Annotated in this window: 11 protein-coding genes; 6 read left to right on the top strand and 5 right to left on the bottom strand. The window is 63.1% G+C overall.

Going from position 1 to position 12,672, the window contains the following annotated elements; genetic code table 11:
* Window positions 1-7 precede the first annotated feature (7 nt).
* From garD to kdgD (QYS36_RS04245), 4 genes are all read right to left on the bottom strand, one after another.
* A complete protein-coding gene (gene garD, locus QYS36_RS04260) occupies window positions 8-1,564 on the bottom strand; it encodes a galactarate dehydratase (RefSeq protein WP_308838316.1) in 1,557 nt (518 codons plus the stop codon).
* Between the two features lie 265 nt (window positions 1,565-1,829).
* Complete coding sequence (locus QYS36_RS04255) at window positions 1,830-2,870, bottom strand: LacI family DNA-binding transcriptional regulator (protein ID WP_308838315.1); 1,041 nt, start codon at window positions 2,868-2,870, stop codon at window positions 1,830-1,832.
* A gap of 153 nt (window positions 2,871-3,023) precedes the next feature.
* Window positions 3,024-3,935, bottom strand: a complete 912-nt coding sequence (gene kdgD / locus QYS36_RS04250) for a 5-dehydro-4-deoxyglucarate dehydratase (RefSeq protein WP_308838314.1) — start codon at window positions 3,933-3,935, stop codon at window positions 3,024-3,026.
* A 628-nt stretch (window positions 3,936-4,563) separates the two neighbouring features.
* Complete coding sequence (gene kdgD / locus QYS36_RS04245; protein ID WP_308838313.1) at window positions 4,564-5,475, bottom strand: 5-dehydro-4-deoxyglucarate dehydratase; 912 nt, start codon at window positions 5,473-5,475, stop codon at window positions 4,564-4,566.
* A gap of 367 nt (window positions 5,476-5,842) precedes the next feature.
* On the opposite strand from kdgD (QYS36_RS04245), the gene QYS36_RS04240 reads away from it, so the two are divergent.
* The 6 genes from QYS36_RS04240 to QYS36_RS04215 all read left to right on the top strand — a co-directional run bounded on the left by QYS36_RS04240 (window position 5,843) and on the right by QYS36_RS04215 (window position 11,705).
* A complete protein-coding gene (locus QYS36_RS04240; RefSeq protein WP_308838312.1) occupies window positions 5,843-6,670 on the top strand; it encodes an NAD(P)-dependent oxidoreductase in 828 nt (275 codons plus the stop codon).
* A gap of 42 nt (window positions 6,671-6,712) precedes the next feature.
* A complete protein-coding gene (locus QYS36_RS04235; RefSeq protein WP_308838311.1) occupies window positions 6,713-7,606 on the top strand; it encodes an SMP-30/gluconolactonase/LRE family protein in 894 nt (297 codons plus the stop codon).
* Between the two features lie 85 nt (window positions 7,607-7,691).
* Window positions 7,692-8,666, top strand: a complete 975-nt coding sequence (locus QYS36_RS04230; RefSeq protein WP_308838310.1) for a TRAP transporter substrate-binding protein — start codon at window positions 7,692-7,694, stop codon at window positions 8,664-8,666.
* A 204-nt stretch (window positions 8,667-8,870) separates the two neighbouring features.
* Entirely contained in the window at window positions 8,871-9,398 is a 528-nt protein-coding gene (locus tag QYS36_RS04225) for a TRAP transporter small permease (RefSeq protein ID WP_308838309.1), read from the top strand.
* A complete protein-coding gene (locus QYS36_RS04220) occupies window positions 9,398-10,678 on the top strand; it encodes a TRAP transporter large permease (RefSeq protein WP_308838308.1) in 1,281 nt (426 codons plus the stop codon). Before QYS36_RS04225 ends, QYS36_RS04220 begins: the two co-directional genes overlap by 1 nt.
* Window positions 10,679-10,793: 115 nt before the next feature.
* On the top strand, window positions 10,794-11,705 hold the full coding sequence (locus tag QYS36_RS04215) for a DMT family transporter (RefSeq protein WP_308838307.1): 912 nt from the start codon (window positions 10,794-10,796) through the stop codon (window positions 11,703-11,705).
* 184 nt (window positions 11,706-11,889) lie between these two features.
* On the opposite strand, the gene QYS36_RS04210 is transcribed toward QYS36_RS04215, so the two are convergent.
* Complete coding sequence (locus QYS36_RS04210; RefSeq protein ID WP_308838306.1) at window positions 11,890-12,645, bottom strand: FadR/GntR family transcriptional regulator; 756 nt, start codon at window positions 12,643-12,645, stop codon at window positions 11,890-11,892.
* Window positions 12,646-12,672: the final 27 nt, after the last annotated feature.

Here is a 12,672-nt window from a genome sequence, read left to right as displayed (position 1 = left end):
TTATCGATCAGGTCACCGGAGCGGGATTGAACAGCACCAGATCATTGTGCAGGCGATGTTTCTCCGCCCAGGTGTGTTTCTTGCCGCTGGCCACATCCAGATAGAGCTGGAAGATGTGCCAGCCCATTTCCTCGAGGCTCATGCGCCCGGAAGTGATCTGCCCGGCATCCACGTCGATCAGGTCCGGCCAGCGCTCGGCCAGTTGAGTGCGGGTGGCCACCTTGATCACCGGCACCATGGACAGGCCGTACGGCGTACCGCGGCCGGTGGTGAAGATGTGCAGGTTCATGCCGGCCGCCAGCTGCAGGGTGCCGCAGATGAAGTCGCTGGCCGGCGTGGCGCAGAACCACAGGCCTTTGCCGCGAATCCGCTCGCCCGGCGCGACCACCCCGACGATCGGGCTGTTGCCGGACTTGGCGATGGAGCCCATGGCCTTTTCGACGATGTTGTTCAGGCCGCCTTTCTTGTTGCCCGGCGTGGTGTTGGCGCTACGATCGGCCATGCCACGCTCCAGGTAACGGTCGTACCAGTCCATCTCGCGGATCAGTGCATCGGCAACGTCCACGCTGGCGGCACGTGGCGTCAGCAGGTGAATGCCATCTCGCACTTCGGTGTTCTCGGAGAACATCACGGTGGCGCCGGCGCGCACCAGAAGGTCAGCCGCCACCCCCAATGCAGGGTTGGCGGTGATGCCCGAGAAGGCGTCACTGCCGCCGCACTGCATGCCCACTACCAGTTCGCTGGCCGGTACGGTTTCGCGACGACGCTGATCGAGTACCTTCAGGCGCGTCTCGATCATCGCCATGATTTCTTCGACCATGCCGGTGAAGCCGGTGCTGGAATCCTGCAGGCGGAACAGCCACTGCTCCTCGTCCATGCCGTTGGTCAGCGAGTCGCCATCCATCAGCTGGTTGGCCTGCAGTTTTTCGCAGCCCAGGCTGATCACCAGCGCCTGGCCACCGAGGTTGGGGTTGCGGCTGATGTTGTAGAGGGTGCGGATCGGCACCACGGCATCCGGCGCGTTGATCGCCACGCCGCAGCCGTAGCTGTGCGACAGCGGCACCACGTCGTCGACGTTCGGGTACCTGGGCAGGATTTCCTTGCGCACACGCTCCACACAGTGGTCGAGCACGCCGACCACGCACTGCACCGTGGTGGTCACGCCGAGGATGTTGCGGGTGCCGACGGTGCCGTCCGGGTTGCGGAAGCCCTCGAAGGTGTAGCCATCCAGCGGCTCGGGTATTGGCGCCTTGATGGTCGCCTTCGGCAGGTTATCCAGCACCGGCGGCTCGGGCATGCGCAGCACCTGCTCGGTGACCCAACTGCCGGCGGCGATGGGCTTGAGCGCATAGCCGATCACCTCGCCATAGCGCACCACGGTGCCGCCTTCGGGAATCGCTACCAGCGAGACCTTGTGGCTTTGCGGAATGCCTTCCTGCGCCTGCAGACCGTCGGCGAACTGACCGCCCGCGGCAACGCCCTGCTCGTTGACCACCACCCCGACGTTGTCGTCGGGATGCAGGCGGATGTAACGAGGTGAATCCTGATGTTGAATGAGGGTCATGGGCCAATCCTTTTATTGTTGTAGCGGCAGGATCGCGGTGGAGCCTGCCGGTCAGCCGGGTGCTGGATACAGCTCGGCTGCGCTGCTGATGGTCATTGCCCTGGTCGGCTGCCGTTGGCTGGTCGCTGGCAGCGGTCGTTGCGCCAGTCGCCTCACGGAGGCGGCAGCGCGCCAGTGATCGTGGCCTGACTTTACTATGATTGCGCAATCATTCAAGCGCTTTATGCGACAGTCATCAGTTGTCTGACGAGAAAAGGATTTTCCTTCAGGTGGTCTGCCGGTCGACAAGGGTGAAGCCGGTGTCGACACGCACCGGCTTGCACTCGTCGTCGCGCAAGCGTTGCAACAAGGCATTGGCTGTCAGCTCGCCCATACGCCCGCCATCGACATTCACCGTGGACAGCGCCGGGTGCAGATGGGCCGCGCTGGAGAGGTCGCCAAAGCCCATCACGGCCAGCTGCCCGGGAATCTCCAGGCCGCGGCTGGCGGCCTCGGCAAGAATGCCCTGGGCCACCGTATCGGAACTGCACACCACCACCTGCGGCCGATGGCCGTCAGTCAGCAACCGGCACAGCCCTTCCCTGCCGCTTTGCACGGTGGCAGGCGCGGCGAGAAGCATCATCGGCACCGTTTCGATACCGAGTGCCTGCAGCTGGGTTGCCACACTGCGGCTACGCTTGAGCGCCCGCGAGTCGTCGACCGAGACGATGGCGAAGCGCCGGTAACCCTTGCCATAGAGGTGCTTGGCGATGGCCTGGCCGACCTGCTCATGGGAAAAGCCCACCTGCATGTCGATGGGCGCTGCACCCAGGTCCCAGGCCTCGACCACCGGAATGCCCGCTGCCTGCAGGCGCAGCCGGCTCTGCTCGGTGTGCAGCGTGCCGGTCAGCACGATGCCGTCGGGGCGCCGGCCGAGCACCGCGCCGAGCAGGCGCTCCTCCTGCTCGGCAGAATAGCCGGTCAGGCCGATCATGCTCTGGTAGCCGGCGGCGGTCAGGTGATCCATCAGTGATTGCACGGTTTCGGCGAAGATCGAGTGGGCGATGGTCGGCACGAAGATGGCGATCAGGCGGCTCTTGTTGGAGGCCAGGCCGCCCGCCAGCATGTTGGGTACATAGCCGGTAACCCGCACCGCCTCGAGGACTTTCTTGCGGGCACTCTCGCTGACCACGTCGGGTCGGTTCAGCGCACGGGACACGGTGATCGGCGAAACCCCCGCCACCTTGGCCACGTCGATCAGCGTCACGCTCGCGCCCTTGCTCGATGGCGTGCTGGAAGATGAAGCGCGAGAAGATTTCTTTGCCATGACGGGCCGCGGATTGCGTGAGAGATCACGCATCTTAACCAGCCGCCGAGGCGGTAACCAGGGAGCCCGCTGTAATCGGGTGTTGTCCTGCAGAACGCAAAAAGCCCGGGCATGAGGCCCGGGCTTTTCGAGTGCCTTGTAAAGGCGACGCGCTTACTGGGCGCCTTGCTTCTTGATCAGCGCAGCCAGTTTCTCGTACTCGGCTGGCAGCAGATCGGTCAGCGGAGCCCGAACCGGGCCAGCGTCGTAGCCGGCGATCTTGGCGCCAGCCTTGACGATGCTCACGGCGTAACCGGATTTCAGGTTGCGGATATCCAGGTATGGCAGGAAGAAGTCGTCGATGATCTTGCCAACGGTGGCGTGATCTTCACGGGCAATGGCGTGGTAGAAGTCCATCGCGGTTTTCGGGATGAAGTTGAACACCGCCGAGGAGTACACCGGTACACCCAGGGCCTTGTAAGCCGCGGCGTAGACTTCGGCGGTCGGCAGGCCGCCCAGGTAGGTCAGGCGCTCGCCCAGGCGACGGCGGATCGACACCATCAGTTCGATGTCACCCAGGCCATCCTTGTAGCCGATCAGGTTTGGGCAACGCTCGGCCAGTTGCTCGAGCAGGCTCGCGTTCAGGCGGCAGACGTTGCGGTTGTAGACCACCACACCGATCTTCACCGATTTGCAGACCTGCTCGACGTGGGCAGCAACGCCTTCCTGCGAAGCTTCGGTCAGGTAATGCGGCAGCAGCAGCAGGCCCTTGGCGCCAAGGCGCTCGGCTTCCTGGGCATACTGGATGGCCTGGCGGGTGGAGCCGCCCACCCCAGCCAGAATCGGCACGCTGCCTGCGCAGGTATCGACGGCGGTCTTGATCACCGACGAATACTCGTCAGCGGCCAGGGAGAAGAATTCACCGGTACCGCCAGCGGCGAACAGCGCGGTGGCGCCGTACGGGGCCAGCCATTCCAGACGACGCACGTAGCCAGCCGGGTTGAATTCACCAGCGGCATCGAAGTCGGTCAGCGGAAAGGACAGCAGGCCGGAGGAGAGGACGGTTTTTAGTTCTTGTGGAGTCATTCTTCTTACACCCTTGGAGGAAAACGTCAGGGGTCGTTGCCGACCAGATGAAGTCATACGTTATCGTACAACTATAAAATTGCCAAGCCTGCCGAGGCTGTTTTCGGTTGCTGCGGGATTTATTCGAGTGTTCTGCAGAAATGCCGGCAAGAGCGTAGAAGCCTTGAGCGGAGTGATGTGGTGGGAGCGCGCCATGGGCGTGACAGCCCAGGCACACCTACTGTCGCCACCATTAGCGCAGACCCTCCCGGCCAAGTAGCTGGCCATCAAGGCGCATCGCGGGCATGGCCCGCTCCCACGAGGGGCTGTCGACGCAGAATGGCAAGAAGCCTTGAGCGCACGCGGTATTGTGGGAGCGCGCCATGGGCGCGACAGCCCAAGCACGACTACTGTCGCCATCACTAGCACAGGCCTTTGCCCGCCCAGGTAGCTAGCCATCAAAGGGCGTCGCGGGCATGGCCCGCTCCCACAAGGAATCAACCCTCTGCCGTCGCCCACGCCATGACATCTCAGCCCCACCACAACAGCTGGATCGGGTGCCCTGCCCGGCTTCGCTCCATTACGCCCTCGCCAGAACGCAAAAGGCCGCTGTCAACAGCGGCCTTTTCGAGAGACGGGGGGCAGGCGCTTATTGCGCGCCTTGCGCCTTGATCAGCGCAGCCAGCTTCTCGTATTCGTCCGGCAGCAGGTCGGTCAGCGGAGCGCGAACCGGGCCGGCGTCGTAACCGGAAATCTTCGCCCCAGCCTTGACGATGCTGACCGCATAACCGGCCTTGCGGTTACGGATGTCCAGGTATGGCAGGAAGAAGTCGTCGATGATCTTGCCGACGGTGGCGTGATCGTCCTTGGCAATGGCGTGGTAGAAGTCCATCGCGGTTTTCGGGATGAAGTTGAACACCGCCGAGGAATACACCGGTACGCCCAGGGCCTTGTAGGCCGCGGCATAGACTTCGGCGGTCGGCAGCCCGCCGAGGTAGCTGAAGCGATCGCCCAGGCGACGGCGGATCGACACCATCAGCTCGATATCGCCCAGGCCGTCCTTGTAGCCGATCAGGTTCGGGCAGCGCTCGGCCAGTTGCTCGAGCAGGCTCGCGTTCAGGCGGCAGACGTTGCGGTTGTAGACCACCACACCGATCTTCACCGATTTGCAGACCTGCTCGACGTGGGCAGCAACGCCTTCCTGCGAAGCTTCGGTCAGGTAATGCGGCAGCAGCAGCAGGCCCTTGGCGCCAAGGCGCTCGGCTTCCTGGGCATACTGGATGGCCTGGCGGGTGGAGCCGCCCACGCCAGCCAGAATCGGCACGCTGCCTGCGCAGGTGTCGACGGCGGTCTTGATCACCGACGAATACTCGTCGGCGGCCAGGGAGAAGAATTCACCGGTACCGCCAGCGGCAAACAGGGCGGTGGCGCCGTACGGGGCCAGCCACTCGAGGCGGCGTACGTAGCCTTCAGGGTTGAATTCGCCTTGGGCATCGAAATCGGTCAGCGGGAAGGACAGCAGACCGGAGGAGAGGACGGATTTTAATTCTTGTGGGGTCATTCTTCGAGTACCTGTAGCGCATGTGGAAATGGGCAGCCGCTGGCTGTAGAGATACGTTATCGTACGACAATAACTAAAACCATACCCTACTCGACCTTTTACACCCGGCGCGCTCAAAAAGGCCATTCACGCCGCCAGCAAAGCTCGGCAAACGGCAGTGACCGACCAGTCATTTTGTGATTGACCAGCGCCACCAAAAACCTGAGCAAATGCGCAGCGGACAAGCGTTCCAGCCTACCAGACGGATTGCCGAGGTTTTTTTGGACGTCGCGTTGACAGCACAATCGGAGGCTGTTGATAATCCCCTCACGTCATACGACAACCGATAACAAGCTCTCCATAAAAACAACCAGAGACTGCTTCCGCCATGACTACCACTTCCAATGCGCAACCGCCCTTCCATCGCCTGCTGCTCACTGGCGCGGCAGGCGGATTGGGCAAAGTGCTGCGCGAGCGCCTGCAGCCACTGACCAAGGTGCTGCGCCTTTCCGACATCGCCGAAATGGCGCCGGCCGAAGGCCCGCACATCGAGGTGCAGATCTGCGATCTGGCCGACAAGCAGGCCGTTCACCAACTGGTTGAAGGCGTCGACGCCATCCTGCACTTCGGTGGCGTATCGGTGGAGCGTCCGTTCGAGGAAATCCTCGGCCCGAACATCTGCGGCGTCTTTCATATCTATGAAGCGGCGCGTCGCCACGGCGTCAAACGCATCATCTTCGCCAGCTCCAACCATGTCATCGGTTTTCACAAACAGACCGACACCATCGATGCCGACGCCCCGCGCCGTCCGGATGGTTACTACGGATTGTCGAAGTCCTACGGCGAGGACATGGCCAGCTTCTATTTCGACCGCTACGGCATCGAGACCGTCAGCCTTCGCATCGGCTCCTCGTTCACCGAGCCGCTGAACCGCCGCATGATGAGCACCTGGCTGAGCTATGACGACCTGATGCAACTGATCGAGCGCGGCCTCACCACGCCGAACGTCGGCCACACCGTGGTCTACGGCGCCTCGGCGAACAAGACCGTCTGGTGGGACAACAGCAAGGCCGCCCACCTGGGCTTCGAGCCCAAGGACACCTCCGAAGTCTTCCGCGACAAGGTCGAGGCCCAGCCCCCGGTGGCGGCAGACGACCCGAACGCCCTCTATCACGGCGGTGCCTTCACGGCAGCCGGCCCGTTCGGCGACGACTGAGACCGCGCCCTCCCCTACGATAACAATAACAAGAGGTCGGACATGCCCAAGCAAGCCGAACTGATTTTCGACGCCCGCAATGCCGTGGGCGAAAGCCCGGTATGGAGCCCGCGGGATGAGGCCTTGTACTGGGCCGACATTCCCAACAGGCGGCTGTATCGCTGGAACCTGGCGGACGCCAGCACGCAAAGCTGGGAAGCCGACGAAATGCTCGCCTGTATCGCCCAGCGCGCTGATGGCAGCTGGGTCGCCGGCATGCAGAGCGGCATCTTCCAGCTGACCGCCGGCAATGATGGGCGCCTGAGCGGCGAACGCCTGGTTGCGGTCAGCCATGCCCGCGAGCAGATGCGCTTCAACGACGGGCGCTGCGACCGTCAGGGGCGCTTCTGGGCCGGCAGCATGCTGATGGACATGGCCGCAGGCGCCAAGGTCGGTGCGCTGTATCGCTATGACGGCGCCGGCCAGAGCACCCTGCCCGTGCTGCTGGACGACCTGATCGTGCCCAATGGCCTGGCTTTCAGCCCGGATGGCCGCGTCATGTACCTGTCCGACTCGCACCCTTCGGTGCAGGCCATCTGGGCCTTCGATTACGACATCGACAGCGGCACCCCGCACAACCGCCGCCTGTTCGTGGACATGAACGGCTACCCTGGCCGCCCCGATGGCGCCGCCGTGGACGCCGATGGCTGCTACTGGATCTGCGGCAACGATGCCGGCCTGATTCACCGCTTCACCCCGGCCGGGCGCCTTGATCGCTCGCTGCAGGTGCCGGTGCACAAGCCGACCATGTGCGCCTTCGGCGGGCCGAATCTGGACACCCTGTTCGTGACCTCGATCCGACCCGGCGGCAACCTCGACGATCAGCCCCTGGCCGGCGGCGTGTTCGCCCTGCAAGCGGGGGTCAGCGGCATCGCCGAAACACCGTTCAACCCTTGATACCGATAGCAGGCGCTCCGCTGCACGGGGACGCCAGGCACATCACAACGCTGCACACCAACAACAACAAAACGGAGATTCACCCATGAATTTCAAGCGCAAGTTACTGATTGCTGCACTTCCCCTGGCCATGGGCCTGTCCAGCCTGGTCCAGGCCGACATGACCCTGAAGATCGCCGAGATCCACCCGGCCGGTTACCCGACCGTGGTGGCGATGGAAAACCTCGGCAAGAAACTCGATACCGCCACCAACGGCGAGATCAAATCGCGGATGTTCGCCGGTGGCGTACTGGGTTCCGAGAAGGAAGTGATCGAGCAGACCCAGATCGGCGCCGTGCAGCTGACCCGCGTCAGCCTCGGTTCGGTTGGCCCCGTGGTTCCAGCCACCAACGTATTCAACATGCCGTTCGTGTTCCGCGACATCGACCACATGCGCAAGGTGGTCGACGGTGAGATCGGCCAGGAAATCCTCGACGCCATCACCAACTCCGACTTCAACATGGTCGGCCTGGCGTGGATGGAAGCCGGCAGCCGCAGCCTCTACACCAAGAAGCCGGTGCGCAAGCTCGAAGACCTCAAGGGCATGAAGATCCGCGTGATCGGCAACCCGCTGTTCATCGACACCCTCAACGCCATGGGCGCCAACGGCATCGCCATGGACACCGGTGAAATCTTCAGCGCCCTGCAAAGCGGCGTGATCGACGGCGCCGAGAACAACTCGCCGACCCTGCTCGAGCACAACCACTTCCGCGTCGCCAAGTACTACACCCAGACCCACCACCTGATCCTGCCCGAGCCGCTGCTGATGTCCAAGGCAACCTGGGAAAAGCTGACCCCCGAGCAGCAGACCCTGGTCAAGAAACTGGCCAAGGAAGCGCAGCTCGAAGAGCGTGAACTGTGGACCGCCAAGGAAAAGGCCAGCGACGAGAAACTGAAGGCCGAAGGCGTCGAATTCATCGAAATCGACACCAAGCCGTTCTACGAAGCGACCGCTCCGGTTCGCGAGAAGTACGGCGCTCAGTACGCCGATCTGATCAAGCGCATCGAAGCCGTCAAGTAACAGGTATTGAAAAGCTAGCTGCGTTGCCGCTGCTTCGTTAAAAACAACCTCAAAATGCTCATGTACTACTCGTACACTCCGCTTTTTCGGCTGTTTTTGCCTCGCATCGGCTGCCTCGCTGACGTTTTTCAATGACCTGATAAAAATCTCGCGCAAGCGCATGGAGCCGGCATCCGCCGGCTCCATGCCATCCGGTGAAGTCTCATGAAAAACCTGGTACTGGGCGTCAACGACGTCATCTACCGCGCCTGCATCACCGTCGCCGGCCTGGCGATCGTGATCATGGCCACGATCATTCCCTGGGGCGTGTTCAGCCGCTACGTGCTGGGCCAGGGCCTCGGCTGGCCCGAACCCATCTCCATTCTGCTGATGGTGGTGTTCACCTTCATCGGCGCCGCGGCCAGCTACCGCGCCGGGGCTCACATGGCCGTGACCTCACTGACCGATCGCCTGCCCAACGGCGCGCAGCCGCTGATCACCCTTTTCGTGCGCCTGGCCATGGGGGCCATCGCACTGTTCATGCTGATCTGGGGCTACAAGCTCTGCGTAGCCACCTGGAACCAGTTCCTCAGCACCCTGCCAAGCGTACGTGTCGGCATCAGCTACATGCCGATTCCCGTCGGCGGCTTCATCACCCTGATGTTCGTCATCGAACAACTGCTTTACGGCGATCAACACAAACGTCGCGCGGTTGATTTCGAAGCGGTCGAAGACTCCAAGGAGGCCGTGTAATGGACGCCGCCATTCTCGTAGGCAGCTTCATCGTCCTGATCCTGCTGCGCGTACCTGTCGCCTACGCCCTGGGCATGTCCGCGCTGATCGGCGCCTGGTACATCGATATCCCGCTGCACGCGGTGATGATCCAGATCGCCGGTGGCGTGAACAAGTTCTCCCTGCTGGCCATTCCGTTCTTCGTGCTGGCCGGCGCGATCATGGCCGAGGGCGGCATGGCTCGCCGCCTGGTAGCCTTCGCGGGCGTCCTGGTGGGGTTCGTGCGCGGTGGCCTGTCGCTGGTCAATATCACCGCGTCGACCTTCTTCGGCGCCATCTCCGGCTCCTCCCTGGCCGACACCGCGTCGGTGGGCTCGGTGCTGATCCCGGAAATGGAGAAGAAGGGCTACCCGCGTGAATTCGCCACCGCCGTGACCGTCTCCGGTTCGGTGCAGGCGCTGCTCACCCCGCCCAGCCACAACTCGGTGATCTACTCCCTGGCCGCTGGCGGCACGGTGTCCATCGCCGCGTTGTTCATGGCCGGCATCGGCCCGGGCCTGCTGATGAGCGCCACCATGGCCGCCCTGTGCCTGTGGTTCGCCAAGAAGCGCAACTACCCGAAAGGCGAAGTGATCCCGCTGCGCCAGGCGATCAAGATCTGTGTCGACGCCCTGTGGGGCCTGATGACCATGGGCATCATCCTCGGCGGTATTCTCTCGGGGGTGTTCACCGCCACCGAATCCGCGGCCGTGGCGGTGATCTGGGCGTTCTTCGTGACCATGTTCATCTACCGCGACTACAAGTGGCATGAGCTGCCGAAGATGATGCACCGCACCGTGCGCACGCTGTCGATCGTGATGATCCTGATCGCCTTCGCCGCCGCCTTCGGTTACATCATGACCCTGATGCAGATCCCGTCGAAGATCACCACCGCGTTCCTGACCTTCTCGGACAACCGCTACGTGATCCTGATGTGCGTCAACTTCATGCTGCTGGTCCTGGGCACCCTGATGGACATGGCACCACTGATCCTGATCCTCACCCCGATCCTGCTGCCGGTGGTGACCTCGTTCGGCGTCGACCCGGTACACTTCGGCATGATCATGCTGGTCAACCTGGGTATCGGCCTGATCACCCCGCCGGTTGGCGCGGTGTTGTTCGTCGGGGCGGCAATCGGCAAAGTGAGCATCGAAGCCACCGTCAAGGCACTGCTGCCCTTCTACGCGGCGCTGTTCGCCGTGCTGATGCTGGTCACCTACGTTCCGGCCATCTCGCTGTGGCTGCCTAGCGTCGTACTCTGATACTGCTCCACCCGCGGCGGGTCGCGTGCATAACGCGATCCGCCGTTTTTTTTAGCGCAGAGAGAACGGTACAACCGTCAGGCGCTTCAGGTTCAACTCGATACGGAAATTGCTCATGATTGCCCCTGCCCTGTTTCCCCGCCACATCGCGGTACTGATCCTGGCGTTGCTGGCCTGCTCGTTCGCCGGCAACCACATTGCCGCGCGCATCGCCTTCGACAACGACACCGGCCTGCTACTGGCCATTCTCTGCCGCTCGGGCGTGACCATGCTGGTGCTGCTCGGCATCGTGCTCTGGCAGCGCCAGGCGCTGCAGATGCCGCCGGCCGCCTGGCGCTGGCAACTGCTGCTGGGCCTGCTGATCGCCACCCAGAGCATTTGCCTGTACACCGCCGTCGCACGCATTCCGGTGGCGCTGGCGCTGCTGATCGGCAATACCTTTCCGATCCTGCTGGCCCTGCTCACCTGGGCACTGGGCGGCTCGGCACCCACGCGGCGTACGGTGATGCTGATGGGGCTGATCCTGCTCGGCCTGGTCTTCGCCCTGGATCTGCCAGCGCGCCTGAGCGCCAGCGAACCTGCCGGCCCCGACTGGGTGCTGGGCGTCAGCGTGTCGTTCGTGGCGGCGTGCGTCTTCGCCTGCGCGCTGTGGATCACCGATCACAAGCTGTCGAACCTGCGCGGCTCGGTGCGCAGCATGCTGACGCTGATGATCGTGTTCAGCAGCATGGCGCTGGCCGGCAGCGCCGACCTGATTCCCGGCGGCATGAACCTGCCGGCCAACAGCACCGGCTGGACGGCCCTGGGCGCCCTGGTGCTGCTCTACGGCATCGCCTTCTGCATGCTGTTCGTCAGCGTACCGCGCCTGAACATGGCCAAGAACGCGCCGGTGATGAACATGGAGCCCATCGCCACGCTGCTGTTCGGCTGGCTGCTGCTGGATCAGGTATTGAGCGGCATGCAGATGATCGGCGGCGCGATCGTGCTGGCGGGGATTGTGTTGCTGACCTATCGCAAGGACGCCTGAGCATCCATTTACGCTCAGCTGCGCGTCTCACGATCAGCTGCGCGTCGGCCCTGCCGCGTTAGAAACAGGCTCGGATGCTCATTTACAACAGTAAAACTCCGCGTCCTCGCCTGTTTCTGCCTTGCAGGGCTCTAGCTCGCAAGATCGTAAACAGATTCTGGTCTGGCCTATTGGCTTGCAGGTTTTAAGCCTGCTTGGCAGCCACTTCGGCCGACTCGTGGGCCTGACGCAGGCGCTCGCGGCTGTTGGTCAGGTGCAGGCGCATGGCGGCGCGCGCCGCATCCGAATCCTGGCGGGCGATGGCTTCGAAGATCTGCTCGTGCTCGCGTTCCAGGCGCGCCATGTAGTGCGCATGGTCGTCATGGGCGATCCGCGCCGAGTTGAGCCGGGTGCGCGGAATGATGCTGGTGCCCAGGTGGCTCATGATGTCGGTGAAGTAGCGGTTGCCGGTGGCGTGGGCGATCTGCAGGTGAAACTGGAAATCCGACGATACGGCGTCACTTTCGTGGGCCGCACCCTCATTCAGTGCATCCAGCGCCTGGCGCATGGCGGCCAGTTGCTCGGGCGTACGACGCTGGGCAGCCAGGCCGGCCGATTCCACTTCCAGGCTGATGCGCAGCTCGAGAACAGCCAGCACCTCACGCAGGGTGACGATGGTCGCCGGGTCGATGCGGAAGCCGCCCGGGTTCGGCGTATCGAGCACGAAAGTGCCGATACCGTGGCGGGTTTCCACCAGGCCAGACGCCTGCAAGCGCGACAGCGCTTCACGCACCACGGTGCGGCTGACGCCCTGCTCTTCCATGATCGCCGACTCGGTCGGCAACTTGTCACCACGCTTGATCACCCCGTCGCGAATGCGTTGGGACAACTCCGCGACCAGTTCCTGTGCCAGGCTGCGGTGCTTGCGCCGCGCACGTGGCTGCGTGTTCTGAGTTTCCATAGAGATCGCTATCGTCTTGATGGCCAA

This window comes from Pseudomonas sp. G34 (genome assembly GCF_031119625.1).
Taxonomy (GTDB): domain Bacteria; phylum Pseudomonadota; class Gammaproteobacteria; order Pseudomonadales; family Pseudomonadaceae; genus Aquipseudomonas.
Note: the sequence above shows the minus strand (reverse complement) of the source record. Positions and strands in the feature narration are given on the sequence as shown.

What these genes read in the sequence shown, in the direction of transcription:
- garD (WP_308838316.1), bottom strand. Translation starts at nt 1,564, where the DNA reads ATGACCCTCATTCAACATCAGGATTCACCTCGTTACATCCGCCTGCAT.
- QYS36_RS04255 (WP_308838315.1), bottom strand. Translation starts at nt 2,870, where the DNA reads ATGGCAAAGAAATCTTCTCGCGCTTCATCTTCCAGCACGCCATCGAGC.
- kdgD (WP_308838314.1), bottom strand. Translation starts at nt 3,935, where the DNA reads ATGACTCCACAAGAACTAAAAACCGTCCTCTCCTCCGGCCTGCTGTCC.
- kdgD (WP_308838313.1), bottom strand. Translation starts at nt 5,475, where the DNA reads ATGACCCCACAAGAATTAAAATCCGTCCTCTCCTCCGGTCTGCTGTCC.
- QYS36_RS04240 (WP_308838312.1), top strand. Translation starts at nt 5,843, where the DNA reads ATGACTACCACTTCCAATGCGCAACCGCCCTTCCATCGCCTGCTGCTC.
- QYS36_RS04235 (WP_308838311.1), top strand. Translation starts at nt 6,713, where the DNA reads ATGCCCAAGCAAGCCGAACTGATTTTCGACGCCCGCAATGCCGTGGGC.
- QYS36_RS04230 (WP_308838310.1), top strand. Translation starts at nt 7,692, where the DNA reads ATGAATTTCAAGCGCAAGTTACTGATTGCTGCACTTCCCCTGGCCATG.
- QYS36_RS04225 (WP_308838309.1), top strand. Translation starts at nt 8,871, where the DNA reads ATGAAAAACCTGGTACTGGGCGTCAACGACGTCATCTACCGCGCCTGC.
- QYS36_RS04220 (WP_308838308.1), top strand. Translation starts at nt 9,398, where the DNA reads ATGGACGCCGCCATTCTCGTAGGCAGCTTCATCGTCCTGATCCTGCTG.
- QYS36_RS04215 (WP_308838307.1), top strand. Translation starts at nt 10,794, where the DNA reads ATGATTGCCCCTGCCCTGTTTCCCCGCCACATCGCGGTACTGATCCTG.
- QYS36_RS04210 (WP_308838306.1), bottom strand. Translation starts at nt 12,645, where the DNA reads ATGGAAACTCAGAACACGCAGCCACGTGCGCGGCGCAAGCACCGCAGC.